Consider the following 19,233-nt stretch of genomic DNA (forward strand, 5'->3'; position numbering starts at 1 on the left):
GGTGGCGCTTGAGGTACCGGGATCTCATCTCCAGACGCCGTGGGCGAGCGCGGCAGCCAGGCAGACGCGACTGCCCCCTGCGCACAGTCCCTGAAGGACCCGCATGGACGTCTTCCTCGATTTTTTGAAACCGGGCGTTGACCCGGAGGCCCGCACCGGCGTTCGGGCGCCTACTTTTCGGGTGCCTTGCCCACCACCCGTGGCGCGCGCAGGAAGTCGAAGTCGACACCCTTGTCGGCCTGGGTGACCGTCTGCAGGAAAAGCTTTCGGTAGCCACGCTCCGCGGTGGGCTCCACGATCGTGGTCTGCGATGCACGGATGGCCAGTTCGTCGTCCGTGACGAGCAGAACGATCTCTCGATTCCGAACACTCAGCCGGATGCGATCGCCATTTCGCACGTACGCCAGCGGACCGCCGACGGCGGCTTCGGGGGTGACATGCAGCACGATGGTTCCGAACGCCGTGCCACTCATGCGCCCGTCGGAAATGCGGACGATGTCTTTGACGCCTGCACGCGCGAGCTTGCGCGGAATGGGGATGTAGCCGGCTTCCGGCATGCCGGGCGCGCCCTTCGGCCCGATGTTCTTGAGCACCAGGATGTCGTCGGCCTTGACGTCCAGGTCGTCGCTGTCCACCCGGGATGCAAGGTCCTCGCTGTTCTCGAAGACGACGGCGCGTCCCTCGTGCTCCATCAATTCCGGATGCGCGGCCGATTGCTTGATGATCGCGCCTCCGGGTGCCAGGTTGCCGCGAAGCACCGCGATGCCGCCTTGCGGATAGATCGGGTTGTTGAAGGGCCGCACGACGTCCTGGGCAAACCCATGGCCCGCCAATTCGATTTCCTCTCCCAGCGTGCGGCCGGTGACGGTCAAGGCTTCCAGTCTCAGCAGCGGTTTGAGCTCGCGCAGCAAGGTCGCCATACCGCCAGCTTTGTGGAAGTCTTCCATGTAGTGCTGGCCGGACGGCTTGAGGTCCACGAGCACAGGTGTCTCGGTGCCCATGCGATCGAGCCCCGCCAGGTCGATGTCGATGCCCAGGCGGCCGGCGATCGCGGTCAGGTGCACGATGCCGTTGGTCGAGCCGCCGATGGCGAGGAGAACGCGAAGCGCGTTTTCGAAAGCTGCCGGGGTCAGGATCTTGTCGATCGTCAGGCCCTTGCGGGCCAGCTCGACCGCCTGGGCGCCGGTTTGCTCCGCAATGCGAATGCGGTCCGCGGTCACCGCGGGCGGCGAGGCCCCGCCGGGCACGGTCATGCCGAGCGCCTCGGCCACGCACGCCATGGTGCTGGCCGTGCCCATGACCGAGCAGGTGCCGACACTTGCGACCAGCTGGTTGTTGACGTCGGAAATCTCTTCGGCGTCGATCTCCTCCGCGCGGAACTTGCCCCAGTACCGACGGCAGTCCGTGCAGGCGCCGACGCGTTCGCCGCGGTGGCTGCCTGTGAGCATCGACCCGGTGATCAGCTGGATGGCTGGAATGCCTGCCGAGGCGGCACCCATCAGTTGCGCGGGCACCGTCTTGTCACAGCCGCCGATGAGGACCACGGCATCCATGGGCTGCGCCCGCACGAGTTCCTCGGTGTCCATCGACATGAGGTTGCGCAGGTACATGCTTGTCGGTGCCGAGAAGCTCTCGTGGACCGAGATCGTGGGGAAGTCCATCGGCAACCCACCAGCCAGCATGACGCCGCGCTTCACGGCCTCGATGAGCTGGGGCATGTTTCCGTGGCAGGGGTTGTAGCCGCTTCCGGTGTTGGTGATGCCGATGACCGGGCGGTCCAGCGCATCGTCGGTGTAGCCCGCGCCCTTGATGAACGCCTTGCGCAGGAACATCGAGAAGCCTTGGTCGCCGTAGTTCGTCAGGCCCTTTTTGAGACCCTTGGGTTCTTCGCTCATGTTCTTTACTCGTCCAGTTTGATGTTTGCTTCGTCGATGACCTTGGCCCATTTCGCCACTTCAGCCTTCAACCTGTCCTGAGCCGCTTCGGGGGTCAGTGCGGTCTGGGGGGCGACACCCTGCAGGGCGAGTTGCGCCCGTACGCTAGGCTTTTGCAAGGCCTTGTAGATCTCCACGTTCAGCTTCTGCACGATGTCCCTGGGCGTTGCGGCCGGGACGAGGACGCCGAAGGTGGAGCTGACCAGGAGATTGGGAAACCCTGCTTCCGCTGTAGTGGGCACCTCCGGCAGGTTGGGGTCGCGATTGGCGGCAGCCACGGCCAGGGGCGTGAGCTTGCCGCCCTTGATGAACTGCTGGACGGCGGGCACGGTTTCCGCCATGAACTGCAGCTGCCCGCCCACCAGGTCCGTGATCGCCGGTCCGCTGCCGCGGTAGGGAATATGTTCAGTCGCCAGCTTGTACTGCGTCTTGAGCATCTCTGACGCCATCCGTTGAGGCGCGCCGGCGCCGGAGGAGCCGAACGAGACCTTGCCAGGGTTGGCCTTGATGTAGGCAACGAGTTCCTGCATGGATTTCACCAGGAGCGAAGGGGTCGCGACGAACACCAGCGGCACGCTGCCGACCACCGCGACCGTGGAGAAGTCCCTGACCAGGTTATAGCGGACCCTGTCCTTTTCCAGCGTGGCGATGGTGGCGTGGGAGGTCAGGGCCCCCATCAAGATGGTGTAGCCATCGGCAGGCGCCTTGGCGACCGCCTGAGCGCCGATGTTGCCTCCGGCACCGCCCCGGTTGTCGACGATCACCTGCTTGCCCAGCGCGGTGGAAAGCTCGGCGGCAATGACCCGGCCGATGATGTCGGTTGCGCCTCCTGGCGGGAACGGGACCACCATCGAGACGGGCTTGTCGGGGTATGCGGCAGCGGCGGCTCGCACCGGCAGGGCCCCGGCAAGTGCCGATGCGACACCTGCGAACACGACGTTCCGGCGCCCTTGATGGACGATTTTCCTGACCATTTCGATGTCTCCTTCTGTATCTGTGACCGCAATGGTCGGCCACCGGAGAACTTCAAACAATTTGCTTGCGATTGGTTCAGACTAAAATATTTTTTCGCTTTTGCGGTTCGCCATCGGCGCCTGAAGAAACGCCTCCCTCAGGAACCCCTTTCTCCATGGACTTGCGCTACATCCGAAGCTTCGTCACGACGGTCGAATGCGGATCGATCGCTGAAGCTGCGCGTCGGCTCGACATGACCGCTGCCGCCGTGGCGGCCAGGCTCAAGGCACTCGAGGAAGAACTGGGCACGCACCTCGTTCGGCGTTCAGGCCGTGTGGTGAAGCCCACGGCCGCGGGCCTGAACATCTTCGACAGCGCGCGCAACATGCTTCGCGACGAACGAGACATCCGTGCGCTCGCCAATGAGAAGGTGCAGTTGGGAGAACTCAGGTTGGGCAGCTTCGTCTCGGCGCTCACAACGGTTCTCCCGCCTGTGTTGCGCAGGCTGTATGCCAGCAATCCCAACCTCTCGGTCTCCGTCGTATCGAATGCTTCCACGGAGCTCTGCCGGATGGTGGCGACCGGCGACCTGGATGCGGCCGTCGTGGTCGAGCCGCAATTCGCCATTCCGAAGACCTGCGAGTGGCGCGTCTTGATGGAGGAGCCGCTGGTGGTCGTCGTCCCGCACGAACTGGCCCACCGCGAGGCGCACGACCTCCTGCGCACGGAGCCATTCATCCAGTACGACCGCTCGGTGGTCGGGGGACAGATGGCCGACCGGTATCTGCGTCAGCACGCGCTGTCCCCGCATACACGGCTGGAAATCAACGGCCTGATGTCCATCGCGGCCATGGTCGACCAGCGCCTGGGCATCTCGCTGTTGCCCGACTGGTCCGCACTTTGGTCCAGCGGGCTGTCCATTCAGCGTGTCCCGCTGCCCGGCGTCGCGCCTGTCCGCAAGAGCGGTTTCATATGGAGCTCACACAGTCCTCGCGCTCCGATCGCCCGCATGTTCCTGGCGCAGGCTGAAAGCCTGTTCGTAGGCTCCCGGCCCGGGAACGCACGCTGAGGGAGCGACCACCACCTCGCGTATCCGATCTATCGCGGCCTGTTCACTCGCCCACGAGTCCTTCCGGCAGGCGCATGCCGCTGCCCACCACGGTGAGCAGTTCCGCCGGCGTGTCGTCGCTGCTTGACGATTCGTCCCGGGTGGCGGAAAGCGCGGCGACCACGGCCGAACGACGGCGCTGCGCCTGTCCAGTCCAGATCCCTGGCACGGCCAACGCTTCGGGTTGCGAAGCCGCAACGCCAGGCGGCACCTGCGCTTGCTCGCGCAGGACCAGCGTGCCGTCGGCATAGCGAATGTCGTAGTTGGTCGCCTGCAGTCCACTCGCCGTGATCGTGTAGCGCCCCGCTGCCGATGCGCCCTGCGCCGTGCCGCCGTAGCGCAGTTGTCCACCCAGCACGCCTGCGGATTCACCGCCGACGAAGCCGTCGTAGACCACGCCGGCGCCGCCCTGGTACGGCGTGCCGTTGGCCGTCCGGGCATCGTCCAGCGCGCGCACCAGCAGGCGGGCCGGCGTGATGTCGCCGGTGAGCGTCGGGGCCGTCAGCAGGTAGTTCGCCGCATCGGCCCCTGAAAGCACCACGCTGCCGGCGAGCAACTTGCCGGCCCCCACGTTCGCATCGGCGAAGTGCAGGCTGCCCGCCAAGCCGAGGCTGTCGCCCGCCAGCATGCCGCTGAACGCGACCGTCCCGAACGACGCCGTCGTGGTGCCGTCGTAGACCTTGCCCACAGGAGCGCTCGCAACCGTCACGGACGCGGGCGTCACGCTCAGGCTGCTGCCCGGTACCGAGACGAAGCGGTAGCCCAGGCTGGAAAGCAGGCCGCCGGTGTAGTCCATGCCGTAGGTTCCGACATTGAGATGCCCGCCGCTCGAATAGCTGGCCGTGGGCAACCCGAAGGTCGCGGTGCCGGACAGGCCGGCGCTCGCCGCGCTGTCACCGTCGATGAAGCCGCCCGCGCCGAGCGTGTAGCCGCCGGGCACGGCGCTGCCGTAGACGACGGTGCCGCCATCGGGGGTGATCTGCAGCGTGGGCGCCACGCTGTAGAAGAACCAGTTGCCGGTGCTCGCGTAGGCGGGCGTGGTGCCGGTATAGCTCACGTCGTAGTGCTTGCTGAAGCCGGACGTGACGTTGCGGGTGCTGGTGGCCGGGTCGGCCGCATAGACCAGGTAGCGGCCGCTCGAAGACATGCCGTTCGCGATCGTATTGGTGAACGTCCGGTCGGCCGCCATCACGGTATCGCCGGGGCGGTTGAGCACCGTGTTGAGCGTGATGTCCTGCCCCTGCAGCGTGAGCGTCGCATACGCGGAGATGCCGCTGAGCGTGCCCGTTGAAATCGTGAGCGCCGACCCGGTGGCGGACCCTCCGATGTTCAGGCCGAAGCCGTCGCTGTAGGGCTTGATCGTCACCGACGGCGCATTGACGAGGGCGCCCGCACCGCTGCTCACGATCAGGCCGTCGGCCAGCAGGCTGACGCGCTCGCCGGCGTCGACGCTGGAAGAGATGTAGATCCCGGGCGCCTTCAGGGTGACGGTGCCGGGCGCATGGATCGTGTTGTAGACATTGATCGCGTTGCCCGCTTCCGCAGTCAACGACAGGCCGGCCGCCGCCACCGACACCGGATCGTAGAAATTGATGCTGTTGGTCGCCTGCAGGCTGACGTTGGTGGTGGCGGCGCTGAGCGTGGAGCCGAACACCGTCGACAAACCGCCGGAAGGCAGATCCCCGAAGCCGATGATCGGCGTGTTGAAGCCGCACGGGTCACGGCAATCGATGATGTCCAGGTCGGTGGGGTCCAGCAGCAGCGTGCCCATCGACCCCTTCGCCGCGGTGGTGTCGACCCTGGCGCTGAAGCCCAGCGTGTCCTTGCCCGACACCTCGACGAAACCGCCGTTGCCACCGTTCGCCCCGCCTCGCGCGGCGATGGCGCCCTGCGCCACGGTCTGCCCGTCGGACCAGACGATGACGCGCCCGCCATTCCCCTGGCCGGTGGCGCTGGCATCGATTCGGGCGTTGACCGACAGCACGGTCTGGCGGGCGTTGTGCACGTCCGCGTTCTTGCCCTGGAAGTCGCCGCCGACCAGCACGGTGCCGCCGCCGTCGCGGCCGCCGGCATCGACCTGCGCGTTGCCGAACAGGCCGACGCGCCCACCCAGCAGATGCACCGTGCCGCCGGCGCCCTGCGCGTTCGACACATCGACGCGCCCATCGACCGAGAGGTCACCCGCGTGCGCATCGGCCAGCACGCGGCCGCCGCCGCTGGCGTCCAGCGTGCCGCCCGCGTGAATCTCGGCCTTTGCGCCCTCGGCCGCCAGCACGATGCGGCCGGCCCGGTTTTCCAGCGCGCGCGCCTCGACGACGCCTTCGTTGTTCACCGCGGCGCGCACCACGTCGTCCGCCGCCCGCGCCGTCATCAGGACCTGGCCGCCATCGGCGCGGATGGCCTGGCCGTTGTGCACCAGCGCATCGAGCGCGCCCCGGTTCACCGTCAGGCCCAGCAGGCCGTCACCCGCGAAGTCCAGCGTGATGTCGCTGCCCGCGGCCATTGCCACGCTGCCCAGCCGCGCGACGACCGTGCCCTGGTTGCTGACCTGGCCGCCGAGCAGCGCGACATAGCCGCCGTCCGACGCGGTGATCTGCCCCTGGTTGGTGACGCCGGCCGGCGAGAGGCCGGTGCTGGTGAAGCGGTAACGCCCCGCCAGGAAGTCCGCGTCGCCCAGGCCGAGGGTGCTGGCCACCAGGCCGCCCACGTTGACCTGCGCGCCAGCGCCGAACAGGATGCCGTTGGGATTGAGCAGGAAGACCTGCCCGTTGGCTTCCAGCCGGCCGTAGATGGCCGAGGCTTCGGTGCCGAGCACCCGGTTCAGCGCGACCGCGCCGGCCCCCGGCTGCACGAAGCGCACCGTCTCGTTGGCGCCGATGCCGAAGCTGTTCCAGTTCACCGCCAGGCGGCCACTCTGCTGGGTGACCGTGGTGGTGTTGCCATCGACCGTGATGGCGCCCTGCCCTGCGCTCACGGCGCCGCCCTGCGGCATCGCGAATGCGGGCCCGCCCACGCCCAGGGCGGCAAGCAGCGCGGCACGCCAGGTCCATCGTTCGCAGTGATTCATGGGTTATCTCCCGTCAATGTCGATGTTGGATGCGTTTCGGCTCGCGGCCGCCGCTCAGAAGCTCTTGCCCAGCTGCAGCCACAGCCTCGGGCTGCGGTCGCGCTCCGCCGTGGGCGCGCCCGACGTGCGCCAGGCCACGGTGGTCAGCAGGCTGTAGCCTTGCGGATGGCTCCAGCGCACCCCGAAGCCGCCGCCCGAGAGCTTGCGGTGGTTGGTGCCGGGCGCGGCGCCGGCCACCGGGTCGTGGCTCAGCCGCCCGCTCGCGGCGTCGTAGAAAAGCAGTGCCTGCCAGGCCGCGGCCACGCTGTAGCGCAACTCCAGGTTGGCGAGCCAGGCGTCGTCCGAGGGCGCCTCGCCCTGCGGATACGCCCTCACGCCGTAGACGCCGCCGAGCGCCATCTTCTCGGCGCTGTCGAGGTTGCGGTTGGTCGCCTGCGCGCTGAACTGCGCATGCAGCTGCAGCCGTTCACTCAGCGGCTGCAGGCGGCGCAGCCACAAGTTGGCCTTGGCGAAGTGGCCCTGGCTGCGCAGGCCCTGGGCATCCAGCGCCGTGTCGGTGCCGTCGAGCGACAGCTTGCCGAACGTCAGGCCGAGGCTGCCCTGGGTGACGCCGCCGCCGGGCGTCGCGTCGACGCGGTCGCCCGACAGACCGAGCGTGACGTTGTTCAGGCGCCGCCGAGACGCCGTCGAGGTCAGGTCGATGCGGTCGTCCAGCCGCTTCTGCTCGTAGACGATCTGGCCGCTGAGGTTGGCCGCGCGGCTGCGCACGAACGGATGCGTGAGAAACACGCTGGCGATCCGCGCGGTGCCGTGCGCCTCCAGCACATCGAATTCCTTGCCGAGGCGATAGTCCAGCGCGCTGTAGGAAGCGCCCAGCCGCGTGCCGGAAGCACCCACCGGCACCTGGTAGGCGGCGCGCGCGAAGTTCAATCCCCCGCCCCCGCTCAGGCCGCGCAACTGCAGCGCATCGCCCAGGCCGAAGGGGTCGTTCACCGTGATGCCGCCACCGAGGCGGGCCTGGCCGGTGGCCCGGCTGCCATGGTTGTCCAGGCTCAGGTCGCCGTTGACGCGTGCCGCGTCGCGCACCGCGATGTCCAGGTCGCTGGTACCCACCGATGCGCCGGGACGCAAGCTCGAGCGGACGTCGAGGCCGGGCGTGTCGGCGAGCAGCAGCAGGCTGCGCTCCAGCGGCCGTGCCTGCACAGGCTGGCCCGGCTGCAGCGCATCCAGTTGCTGCCGCACGAAGCCGTCGGATTGCCGCGAGGTGTTGTCGAGACGCACGGCACCCAGCCGGCCCTCGAGCACCCGGATCTCGACCTGGCCGGCAGCAAGGTCCTGTGCCGGGAGGTAGGCACGCGCCAGCATGTAGCCGTGCGCGCGGTAGTGCCGCGTGACGCGCTCGACCGCGCTCTGGAGGTCGTCCAGGCTGCGATCGCCACCGGGCAGGTCATCGACCAGCCGGGCGAGTTCGGCCTCGGGGAACGCCTGCGAGCCCGTCACGCGAACCGCGGTCACGCGCACACGCAGACCGCCCTGCGGCGCAAGGGCGGGCGGTGGCGCCGAGGACGGCAGCACCTGATCGGTGGAACGGGGAGCCGGCGTCGGGGTGAGCGTCTGCTCGAGGAGCTGGCCCGCATTCGGAAGGGTCGCAAGGGGCGCCACCGCCGGCACCTGTGCCCAGGACGCGCCCGAAGCCGATGCAAGCAGCGACGCCACGGCCGCGGTTCGGAACACCGGGCTTCGGAGCAGCGGCAGGGCTTGTGCGGGGGCGCTTTGCAGCAAGCGCCGGGGCCGCCGCGGAACAAGTGGACTCATCGAACAAGAAGTGTAACATTTTGTTATAAAAATCTTACACGTTGACGCGTATTTTGTCGATGCCGGGAAGATGGCTTCAGCGCCGCGCCTCGATCAGATGGCGGCTCGAGTGAGCGACAAAAGCCTCGCCTTGGCGCATACGACGATCGAGCGCAAGCAACTCGTCCCGGTACTTGCCCGTCGAGAAGTCCGGCACCCACCACACGCACTTGCGCAGAATCCAGACCACCGCGCCCACGTCATGGAACACCATGCGGCAGCGCGCGGTGCGCAGATCCGTCACGGTCAGTCCCGCGGCATGCGCCGCCGCAGCTTCGTCCCGGGGATCGCGCATACGCCGCTGCACCGGCAGCGGCCCCAGGAAATGCTCGATCAGCTCGAAGGCCGAGGCCGGCCCCACGTGCTGCGCGAAGTAGCACCCGCCCGGCTGCAGAACGCGATGGATCTCGCGCCAATCCGGACGCACCGGATGCCGCGATGTGACCAGCTCGAAAGACGCGTCGGCGAAGGGCAGACCGGCATCGCCCGCCGTCTCCACCACCTGCACGCCACGCGGACCCAGGCGCTCCTTCGCCTTGCGGGCGTTGGGCGGCCAGGCTTCCGTGGCGCACATCAGCGGCGGAAAACGGGCAGCCTCGTCCAGCACCTCGCCGCCGCCCGTGTCCAGGTCCAGCGCCGACGCCACCCCGGCCAACCGCTGGGCCAGCAGGCGGGCATAGCCCCACGGCGGGCGCTCCTCGGTGGCACGCTGCGCCAGCCAATCGAAGCCCCAGCCGCTCACGTCGGCTGCTTCGGCCTGGGCCACCAGTTCATCAAAGGATTTCATTCGCTTCGTTCAGCCGAACTCTGCGCCGCGGGCTTCGACGCCACGAAGCATCCATGGTCGCGCGCCCAGAGCAACGCTTCACCCCGGCTGTGGACATCCAGCTTGGCATAGATCGTTGCGACGTGATTGCGCACAGTACTCAGCGCCACGCCGAGTTCTTTCGCGATCTCCTTGTCCGAATGCCCCCGGCACAGCGAATCGAAGACGTCGCGTTCACGCTTCGTGAGATCCCCGAGTTCTGCGGAGTTGCCGGCGCGTTTCACATTCGCCAGCTTCTCGATGAGCGATCGACTGAACCAGGAAGCGTCCTGCATCACCGTCTCGATGGCGCTGACAAGTTCGAGTTCGGAGCGCTTGCGATCGGTGATGTCCAGCCACGCAAGAAGCACGCACTCCTGTCCGTTGATGGTGACTGTCTCGGCGGACACCAGTGCGTCGATCGGATCGCCCTCCTTGCGGCCGATCCTGAAATCCGCATTCCTCACGCTGGCGCCCGGGGCGAGCCGCTGCGCGATCTTCGATGGGACTTCGCCCGGCCAGACCCCGGCCTCTTCGCCGGCCCGTCCCACGACATCCTCGCTCGCGTAGCCTGTGGCGGCGCTGAACGCCTCGTTGATGTCCAGGAAAACCAGGTCCTCCGCCCTGAGCACCGCGCTGGGCACGGGCAGCATGCGAAACGCCTTCTGGAACCGTTCCTCGCTCTGCCGCAGGGTGCTCTCGGCCTTGCGCCGCGGCTCCAGGTCCATGAAGGTGAAGAGCATGCAGGCCTCGTCTCCGATGTCGATCGGCTGGCCCGCCACCACCACCGGCTTGTGGCCGCCATCGGGCAGCCGAAGCTCGGCCTCCATCTGCGGGATGGTGCCGCCTTCGCCGAGCCGCTCCACCGCCAGGTCGCGCCTGTCGGCATTCTCGAAAACGTCGAGCTGGTATACCGAGCGCCCGATGACCTGCTCGCGCACATAGCCGGTCATCTCCAGGAAGCCCTGGTTGACCTTGATGTAGCGCTGGTCGCTCAGCCGGCAGATCACGGCCGGTGCCGGGTTGGCATTGAAGGTCTTCTCGAAGCGGTTCTCGGCGCTGGCCCACTCGCTGGCATCGTGCAGGATGAGCGCCAGGCAGTCGGGCTCGCCGTCGCTGTTGGTCAGCACCAGGCTGCGCACGCGGTGCACCCAGTTGACGCTGTCGTCGTGCGCCGGAAACACCTCGACGATCACGTCGCTGAAGCATTCGCCGGCGATCACGCGCTCGATGGGGTACTGGCCTTCCTGCAGTGGGTGGTTGTTGCGGTAGCGCAGGCGAAAACGCTCGCGGTACTGCGTCACGTCGCCGCCCAGTTCGGCCACCTTGTCCACGCCGTGCATCTTCAGGGCGGCCTCGTTGGCCCAGACGATGCGCTGGTCGGGCTCGATCAGCATCACGCCCTCGGTGAGCCCGGTGATGATCTGCTGGAGCTGGCGCCTGTCGGTCTGGGTCTGTAGAACGCGATCGTTCATGGTGTACGTATTGATCAGCGGAAGTCCCGCATGCGCGCCATTAGAACCCGGCTGCGCGATGCGGGAGCTTGCGCTTCTTCGCTCGTCAGTCGCGCGCGCTGCGCCGGCCCAGGAAGCCTGCGCCGCCCGACACCAGGGCACCCAGCAACAGCACGATCACGCCGGCCCAGGCCGCGTGGCTCACGCCCCTGGCCGCGGCATCACCGGCTTCGCGGGCCTTCTGCTCGGCTTGCTGCTTGAAGGCGTTGTACTTCGCCACCGCCTGGTTGAAGGTCTGCTCGTAGTTGTCGGCCACCTGCTCGGCTTCGGCGCGGCTCTTGCCGGTGCGTGCGGCAATGATGTTCACCAGCGCATCCTTGTCCGCCGCATCGAGCCCCGGCTGCGCCTTCTGGCGCAGACGCTCGAAGAAGGCCGCGAGATCGTCCGCCGAAGTCTGCGGCGCGGTGGCCGCGTCGGCGGCGGTCGCCTTGCCGTCGCTGGCCGCCGCACGGGCGTCGGCCTTCAGCTTGTCGGGGTCGAGCGCGGGTTTGCCGGTCTGGCGCAGCAGGGTTTCCAGCTGGGCGCGGGCGTCCGACATGTCGAAGTTGATCCCGCTCTTCTGCAACTGGTCCTTCACACCCGAAGCCAGCGTGGGCGCGGCGGCCGCCACGCCCTGGCCGGCGAGCGACAGGCCGGTGCTCGCCACACCCGAGGCCGCGCCGATGACGCCGCCTGCGAGCGTCGAGATGGCATAGACCGTGACCAGCGTCGTCACCGCCCAGCACAGCACGCCGTGCAGGATGCCCTTGCCCGGCGCCGAGCGCCCGGCAAAGAAAGCGCCCACGGCCAGCGCTATGAGCGTGGAAGCGCCGACCCACAGGCCGGTTCCCATGCCAAAGCCCGCGAGCGGATTGCGCTCGCGCAGCGCATCGATGGAGCCGGTGCCCACGGCCGTGCCAAGCACGCCCAGGAACAGGTAAGTCGCCAGCGCAAGGAACAGGCCGACGAAGACCGCGCCCCAGGAGACACGCCCCCGATACACCTCGGCGGATTGCGGCAGGAGCACCGTTGCAGTTGTGGTTGTCATGTTCTTCTCTCCCGTTGAATGCACGCGTCTCAGCGCTTGGCCCAGAGGGCACCCAGAACGAAGCTCACGCTGGCCACCACTGCGAAGGTTGCGACGGGGTTGACCACCGCCGATTCACGCACCTGGTCGAGCACGGCGCCGTAGCCCTGCTGTGCCTTGCCGGCCACCTGCCTGGCCTTGCCTTCCAGTTGGGTCGCGGTGTCGCCGGTGGCGGCGCCGAATGCGTCCTGGACGCGGCCCGCGATGTTCTGCATCGTTCCTTCAGCTTTTTCAAACATGCTTTTTCCTTCGTTGTAGGGTTGGTGGTGATTGGTATCGCTCGCCGGGCGCGTCGCCCGACGCAAGGACTGCTACTTGCGCAGCTTGTCCACGGCGTCCTTTGCCGCGTCCTGCGTCTTTCCGACGCCCTCCTGGGCTTTGCCAGCCAATTTCTCGGCCGCACCCTCGACTTCAAGACGCTTGTTGCCGGTGACCTTGCCCAGCGCCTCCTTGACCGATCCCTTGACCTGCTTGAGATTGCCGTCGATCGTGTCCTTGTTCATCTCATGACCTCCAAAGGTTGCCCGGGCGGTATTGCCCAAGGCGTTCGCATCAGCAGCGAATGGGGAAATCGTAGATTCGCAACGGGCTTCGAAATACACACAGATGCACTAGAAGACGTAGTGCATTTGCCCTGATTCCGGGCGTGATCCTTACGGGGCCGTAGGACGGCAGGCAGCCGGGGTGTCGGAGCCATGCCTGCGGGCGACGCGGGAATGCCCGGGGTAAGCCAGCGCGCAAGCGGTGCGTCAGCCGAGACCTGAATTTTCCATGGATGCCACTGCCTGCCTACCCTCCCATCGGCCAATTTGGGATATTCGGGGACCCATGAACGACATCCCGCCGCCGCCCCGCCCTCCGAGCCGCATGTTCCTGCGGAATGCCGGAGAACTCGGCGGCCTCATTGAACGCTTCGATTGGTCCTCCACCGCGATCGGAGCGATCGACCGTTGGCCCGACGAGATGAAGTCGGTTCTCGCCTTCGTGCTGCGCAGCCCCACACCGATCGTGACACTCTGGGGCGACAGCGGCGTCATGATCTACAACGACGCCTACCGCCCGTTCGCGGGCAACCGGCATCCCGCACTGCTTGGCAGCAACGTGCTCGAGGGCTGGCACGAGGTCGCCGATTTCAACGCCAACGTCCTGCAGAAGGTGTACCGGGAGGGCGGCACGCTTTCCTATCGGGACCAGGAGCTCACGCTCGTGCGCGACGGCACGCCGCGCGTGCTGTGGGCCGATCTCGAATACTCGCCGGCGCTCGATGCAGCAGGTGCGGTCCTCGGCGTGATCGCGATCGTCGTCGAGACGACCGAGCGTGTCCTGGCCGAACGACGCGCGGCGTCCGAGCACGAGCGCGCCCGCGTGAACGCAGAACGCGTCCAGCTGGCGCTCAATGCGGGCGCGATCATCGGGGCGTGGTTCTGGGACCTGCCCACCGACAGCTTCACCATCGACGAAGCATTTGCCAACAGCTTCGGCATCGACCCGGCACTCGGGCGCAGCGGGATTCCACTGGAGCAGATCGTCGCCACGGTGCATCCCGATGATCGCGACGGCCTGCTGGAAGCGATCGAGGCCGCCATTGCGCGGGGCGGCGCCTATGCGCACCAGTACCGCGTCAAGCGAAGGGACGGCCGCTACTACTGGATCGAGGCCAACGGCCGTGTCGACCATGCCGAAGATGGCACGCCGGCCAGTTTTCCGGGCGTGTTGATCGACGTCGAGGAGCGCCGTGCGGTCGAGGCCGAACGGGATCGCGCGATTGCGATGCTGCGCAACCTGAACGATCAGCTGGAACAACGGGTGACCGCGCGCACCTCGGAACTGCTGCAGGCCGAGGAGGCGCTGCGCCAGGCGCAGAAGATGGAAGCCGTCGGCCAGCTGACCGGTGGCATTGCGCACGACTTCAACAACCTTCTGGCCGGCATCTCCGGCGCGCTGCAGCTGATCGGCATCCGTGTCGCTCAGGGCCGGCCCAACGACATCGAGCGCTACATGGGCGCGGCGCAGGGCGCCGTGAAGCGCGCGGCGGCGCTCACGCATCGGCTGCTGGCGTTCTCGCGCCGGCAGACGCTCGATCCGAAACCCACCAACATCAACCGGCTGGTCGCCGGCATGGAAGAACTGGTGCGCCGCACCGTCGGCCCTGCCATCGAACTGGAGGTGGTGGGCGCCGGGGGACTGTGGCCCGCGCTGGTCGATCCGTCGCAGCTGGAAAACGCGCTGCTCAACCTTTGCATCAATGCACGCGACGCGATGCCGGACGGTGGCCGCATCACCATCGAGACCGCGAACAAGTGGCTCGATCGGCATGGTGCGCGCACCCATGATCTTCCCGAGGGCCAGTATCTGTCGCTGTGCGTGACCGACACCGGCACCGGGATGACGCCCGAGGTCAGGGAGCGGGCCATAGAGCCCTTCTTCACGACCAAGCCCCTGGGGCAGGGCACCGGGCTGGGCTTGTCGATGATCTACGGCTTCGCCAAGCAGTCGGGCGGCCAGGTCCGGATCTATTCGGAGGTGGGCAAGGGCACCACCGTGTGCATCTACCTGCCCCGCCACCATACCGAGGGTGAAATCGACGACGACGGCGTACAGGTGCGGCCCCCTCCTCGCTCGGAACAGGGCGAGACTGTCCTGGTGGTCGATGACGAGCCGACAGTCCGGATGCTGGTCACCGAGGTGCTCCAGGAACTCGGCTACAGCGCGATCGAGGCGGCCGACAGCGTGGCGGGCCTGAAGATCCTCGAGTCGGACGTGCGGATCGATCTGCTGATCAGCGACGTGGGCTTGCCAGGGGGCATGAACGGTCGGCAGATGGCCGATGCGGCGCGTCGCACGCGCCCGGACCTGAAGGTCCTGTTCGTCACGGGCTATGCCGAGAACGCGGCGGTGGGCAATGGCCACCTCGAGCGCGGCATGGCCGTGATGACCAAGCCATTCCCGATCGAAGCCTTGGCGGCGCGGGTCCAGGAGATGCTCGCGCAGCAATGACTGCAGTGCGCCCCTCTGCCGGCCGTCGTGCGGCCGATCTCGGACTTTCCTGAACAGGCCCTCCGCCGATCAGGCCCGTGGCGGGTCGTTCTCGCGCCCGAAGTGGCGCGGGCCGCCCACGGCCGCGATGAACGCGGCGATGGCGTCGTCGGCACCCGCGGCATCGGCCAGGATCAGCCCCGGGTCCGCCGACCCGTCGGGCAGCATCATCGGGATTTGCGCCTCTGCCAGCAGCGCGCTCGACGCGCCCAGCGCCAGGATGGTCTTGCAGTGCCAGTACTGGTCGCGCAGGAACTCGAGCGTATGGGCATCGGCATCGAGCGACTCGATGGCCGGCGCGCCGTCGGGCAGCACCAGCGCATCGAACAGGAACCCGGGCGAGTTCTCCATGGTCGCATCGACGGCGAACTTTTCGCCGCCGCCGCCGACGCAGGTCCCGAGCCGGGCGCCGACGAGCCGCGGCACCGCGCCCTCGGCCACGAGCGCGGTGACAACCTTCTGCAGCGACGCGCTCTCGACCCCGTTGGCCACCAGCACAGCGACCTTGCGCGTGCGGATGCCGCCGTCGCCGGGCCGGGCCATCAGCGACAGCGCGGGCGACTGCTCCACCTCCGGCGTGGCCGGCGTTTCAATCGCTTTCGGCAGCGGCTTCGGCAGCTCCATGCCGAGGTCCTGGGCCAGGCGCTGCGCCAGTTCGGGCGCGGCGTTCAGCAGGCTGGCCACCACACGCTCCCGGATGGCGGGCACCGTGACCTTCGAGAGCTCGAAGCGGAACGCATTGCCGATGTGGGCCTGCTCCACTTCGGTCTGGCTCTCGAAGAAAAGCCTCGCCTGCGTGTAGTGGTCCGCGAACTTCTCGGGCTTGATGCGCACCTTGTCCGCGCTTTCCTTGGCGTCGACGCGCCGTGCAACGCTCATGAAGCCCTGTGCCGCGCCGGCCTGGAACGGGCAGCCGCCGGCCAGCGAGTTGGGCTCGTACGCCACGCGTCCGCGATGGATGGCCTGGCGGTGCATGCCGTCGCGCTGGTTGTTGTGCACCTGCGCAATCGGCGCATTGATCGGCAGCTCGTGGAAATTCGGCCCGCCCAGGCGGCTGATCTGCGTGTCCACGTACGAATGGATGCGCCCGGCCAGCAGCGGGTCGTTCGTGAAGTCGATGCCGGGGACGACATGCGCCGTGCAGAAAGCCACCTGCTCCGTCTCCGCGAAGAAGTTGTCGGGGTTCCGGTTGAGTACAAGGCGCCCGACGATCTGCACCGGCACGAGCTCTTCGGGGATGAGCTTGGTGGCATCCAGGATGTCGAAGCTGAATTTTTCGGCCTGCTCCTCGGTGAAGATCTGCAAGCCGAGCTCCCACTCGGGGTATTCGCCCGCATCGATGGCCTCCCACAGGTCGCGCCGATGAAAGTCGGGATCGGCGCCGGAGATCTTCACGGCCTCTTCCCACACCAGCGAATGCGTGCCCAGCTTGGGCTGCCAGTGGAACTTCACCAGCACGCTCTCGCCTGCGTCGTTGACGAGGCGGAAGGTGTGTACGCCGAAGCCCTGCATCATGCGGTAGCTGCGCGGAATGGCGCGGTCGCTCATCTGCCACATGAGCATGTGCGTGGACTCGGGCATCAGCGAGACGAAGTCCCAGAAGGTGTCGTGCGCGCTCGCGGCCTGCGGCATCTGGTGGTGCGGCTCCGGCTTCACCGCATGCACGAGGTCGGGAAACTTCATCGCGTCCTGGATGAAGAAGACCGGCATGTTGTTGCCGACCAGGTCCCAGTTGCCCTCGTCGGTATAGAACTTCACTGCGAAGCCGCGCACGTCGCGCGCGGTGTCCTTCGAGCCGCGCTCGCCGGCCACCGTCGAGAAGCGCACGAACACCGGCGTGACCTTGCCCGTCTCCTTGAAGGGCGCGGCCTTGGTGTACTGCGTGAGCGGCTCGTAGCACTCGAAGAAGCCGTGCGCGCCCGAGCCGCGCGCATGCACGATGCGCTCGGGAATGCGCTCGTGGTCGAAGTGCGTGAGCTTCTCGCGCAGGATGAAGTCCTCGAGCAGCACTGGCCCGCGCGCACCCGCTTTGAGCGAATTCTGGTTGTCTGCGATGTGCACGCCCTGGTTGGTCGTGAGCACCTGTCCGCTCGAATCGACACGCACGCGATCGAGCGTGCCGATGGTCGCATTGAGCGCCTCGGAAGCCACCGAGCCGGTCTTGTCCGACGCATTGACTTCGGACAGCGTGCTGGCGCCCGGCAGGCGCGAAGGCGGCGCGACTGTCACGCCCGCCGGCGTCGACTGCGCGTTGGCTTCGCCGTGCTCGAGCGGCTTGTTGACATTCGCGCTCATGCCGCTCGCCAGCGCCTGCGTGTCTATCGCTCGCTGCGCGGGCGCGTCGCCCTTGCCGGCAGCGACGGGCGCGGGGCTCGCGGGCCCGCTGTCGGTGTTGCGCGCCGCGGCGCGTGCCGCGAGGATTTCGGCTGTGCTTGAAGCTGCCGCTTTGACTGGGGGCTTTTTGGGCATGGTTCGCTCGTGAAGTTAGCCGGCGATGCTGGGTGTGCACTTGAAGCCTCCATGTAGGAGGCCACCGCACGGCGCGCGGTAACCGCGCTGACGCGGTGCGCACGCTTCGTGGCTACGATGGATCGATGACCACGCCCGACGAGGAAGTACCTCACACCACCTCTGCGAGCGGTGCGCGGGCTTCCGCGACGCCCGTCGACCCGGCAAGGGCCGCGATCCTTCTCTGGCAGCAGTCGCCCGACATCGCGTTCGTCGTACTCGACACGGCCGGCACGATCACCGCCTGGCAAGGCGCCGCTGCCGCGCTTTTCGGCTATGCCGAAGGCGACATCGTGGGGCAGCCCATCGATGTGTTGTTCGTGGCCGAGGACCGCGCCCTGGGCCTGCCCGCGCTCGAGCGCCAGGTCGCGGTTTCCGCGAATCGCTCGGAAGACGACCGCTGGCATCTGCGCCAGGACGGCGCGCGCATCTGGGTCACCGGCAGCATGGTCGCGCTGCGGGAGGAGGGAATGCATGTCGGGTTCGTGAAGGTGATGGCGGACCGGACCAACTTGCGGGCGCAGATCGAGACCACCGAGAACCGGCTGCAGGGCGCGCACGAAGCCATCCAGGGCCGCGACGCGTTCTTCGGCCGGCTTGTGCACGAAGTGCGCAACGCCCTCGGGCCGATGGGCATGGCTGCCGAGATCATGGCAAGGAAAGGGCTGGTGACCGATGAACTGGCCGGCCCGGCAGGCGTGGTCAATCACCAGATCGTCCTGCTGGAGCGGATGATGAAAGACCTGGCCGAGGTGGTGCGCTTCGGTGCGGGCAAGCTGAGTTTGAGCAAGACGAGCTTCGACCTGGGGTCGGAGATCGAGAAGATCGCGGCCGTCGTGCTCTCGGAGGCGAACAAGAAGCAGCATGTGGTCTCGGTGCTGGTGCCGCCCGTGCCCGTGGCCATCGTGGCGGACCGGCAGCGGGTCCACCAGATCGTGTTCAACCTTCTTCACAACGCCATCAAGTACACCCCGCCGGGCGGCAACATCTGGCTGCGCTGCACGGTCGAAATCGATCATGCGGTGATCAGGGTGGAAGACACCGGCATCGGCATCGATCCGTCCCTGCTGCCGGTGATCTTCGAGCTGTTCACCCAGGAGAATCCGCAGAACTCCGAAGGCGGCTTCGGGGTCGGGCTGTCGCTGGTCAGGGATCTGGTCCACGCGCATGGCGGCTTCGTGGATGTGCGCTGCGACGGCAAGGGACACGGCTGCGAGTTCAGCGTTCGCCTTCCGCTGCGCCCCGACGACAAGGCCTGACCGTCGGGCGTCCCGGCTGCGCAGGACGTGCAGTCGGCGGTTCAACCGACTCAAATCTCATACAGCCAGTGCTGAAGTGCGCCTACGCGGCGGCTCCCATGTGCGCTCGAACCTTCGGCCGTGCACAG

General features: G+C 67.5%; 13 protein-coding genes. 3 read left to right on the forward strand and 10 right to left on the reverse strand.

Annotated features, from left to right (window positions below; genetic code table 11):
• Window positions 1-170 precede the first annotated feature (170 nt).
• Together ACWV14_RS36765 and ACWV14_RS36770 are read right to left on the reverse strand one after the other, a co-directional pair.
• Entirely contained in the window at window positions 171-1,895 is a 1,725-nt protein-coding gene (locus ACWV14_RS36765; protein WP_454908750.1) for an IlvD/Edd family dehydratase, read from the reverse strand.
• A gap of 5 nt (window positions 1,896-1,900) precedes the next feature.
• The gene (locus ACWV14_RS36770; protein ID WP_454908751.1) at window positions 1,901-2,908 is read right to left on the reverse strand and encodes a Bug family tripartite tricarboxylate transporter substrate binding protein; all 1,008 of its coding nucleotides are present in this window, start codon (window positions 2,906-2,908) and stop codon (window positions 1,901-1,903) included.
• A gap of 155 nt (window positions 2,909-3,063) precedes the next feature.
• On the opposite strand from ACWV14_RS36770, the gene ACWV14_RS36775 reads away from it, so the two are divergent.
• Complete coding sequence (locus ACWV14_RS36775; protein ID WP_454908752.1) at window positions 3,064-3,957, forward strand: LysR family transcriptional regulator; 894 nt, start codon at window positions 3,064-3,066, stop codon at window positions 3,955-3,957.
• A gap of 43 nt (window positions 3,958-4,000) precedes the next feature.
• Here the strand turns inward: ACWV14_RS36775 and ACWV14_RS36780 are convergent, their stop codons facing one another.
• From ACWV14_RS36780 to ACWV14_RS36810, 7 genes are all read right to left on the reverse strand, one after another.
• Window positions 4,001-7,063, reverse strand: a complete 3,063-nt coding sequence (locus ACWV14_RS36780) for a two-partner secretion domain-containing protein (protein WP_454908753.1) — start codon at window positions 7,061-7,063, stop codon at window positions 4,001-4,003.
• Between the two features lie 54 nt (window positions 7,064-7,117).
• The gene (locus ACWV14_RS36785; protein ID WP_454908754.1) at window positions 7,118-8,797 is read right to left on the reverse strand and encodes a ShlB/FhaC/HecB family hemolysin secretion/activation protein; all 1,680 of its coding nucleotides are present in this window, start codon (window positions 8,795-8,797) and stop codon (window positions 7,118-7,120) included.
• Window positions 8,798-8,954: 157 nt separating this feature from the next.
• The gene (locus tag ACWV14_RS36790) at window positions 8,955-9,704 is read right to left on the reverse strand and encodes a class I SAM-dependent methyltransferase (RefSeq protein ID WP_454908755.1); all 750 of its coding nucleotides are present in this window, start codon (window positions 9,702-9,704) and stop codon (window positions 8,955-8,957) included.
• Window positions 9,701-11,197, reverse strand: coding sequence for a PAS domain S-box protein (locus ACWV14_RS36795; protein WP_454908756.1), 1,497 nt, complete (start codon window positions 11,195-11,197; stop codon window positions 9,701-9,703). The genes ACWV14_RS36790 and ACWV14_RS36795 overlap by 4 nt, the downstream gene beginning before the upstream one ends.
• 85 nt (window positions 11,198-11,282) lie before the next feature.
• Window positions 11,283-12,263, reverse strand: coding sequence for a hypothetical protein (locus ACWV14_RS36800; protein ID WP_454908757.1), 981 nt, complete (start codon window positions 12,261-12,263; stop codon window positions 11,283-11,285).
• A gap of 29 nt (window positions 12,264-12,292) precedes the next feature.
• Complete coding sequence (locus tag ACWV14_RS36805; RefSeq protein WP_454908758.1) at window positions 12,293-12,541, reverse strand: CsbD family protein; 249 nt, start codon at window positions 12,539-12,541, stop codon at window positions 12,293-12,295.
• Between the two features lie 72 nt (window positions 12,542-12,613).
• On the reverse strand, window positions 12,614-12,805 hold the full coding sequence (locus tag ACWV14_RS36810; protein ID WP_454908759.1) for a CsbD family protein: 192 nt from the start codon (window positions 12,803-12,805) through the stop codon (window positions 12,614-12,616).
• A 268-nt stretch (window positions 12,806-13,073) separates the two neighbouring features.
• On the opposite strand from ACWV14_RS36810, the gene ACWV14_RS36815 reads away from it, so the two are divergent.
• Window positions 13,074-15,299 (forward strand): ATP-binding protein, encoded by a 2,226-nt coding sequence (locus tag ACWV14_RS36815; protein WP_454908760.1) that lies wholly within the window; start codon window positions 13,074-13,076, stop codon window positions 15,297-15,299.
• Window positions 15,300-15,368: 69 nt separating this feature from the next.
• Here ACWV14_RS36815 and ACWV14_RS36820 read toward each other — a convergent pair whose 3' ends face one another.
• Entirely contained in the window at window positions 15,369-17,807 is a 2,439-nt protein-coding gene (locus ACWV14_RS36820) for a catalase (protein WP_454908761.1), read from the reverse strand.
• A 125-nt stretch (window positions 17,808-17,932) separates the two neighbouring features.
• Here ACWV14_RS36820 and ACWV14_RS36825 point away from each other — a divergent pair, with 125 nt between their 5' ends.
• Window positions 17,933-19,105: a PAS domain-containing sensor histidine kinase gene (locus tag ACWV14_RS36825; RefSeq protein WP_454908762.1), complete on the forward strand. Its 1,173-nt coding sequence runs from the start codon at window positions 17,933-17,935 to the stop codon at window positions 19,103-19,105.
• Window positions 19,106-19,233 lie beyond the last annotated feature (128 nt).

The organism is Variovorax durovernensis (assembly GCF_977011995.1).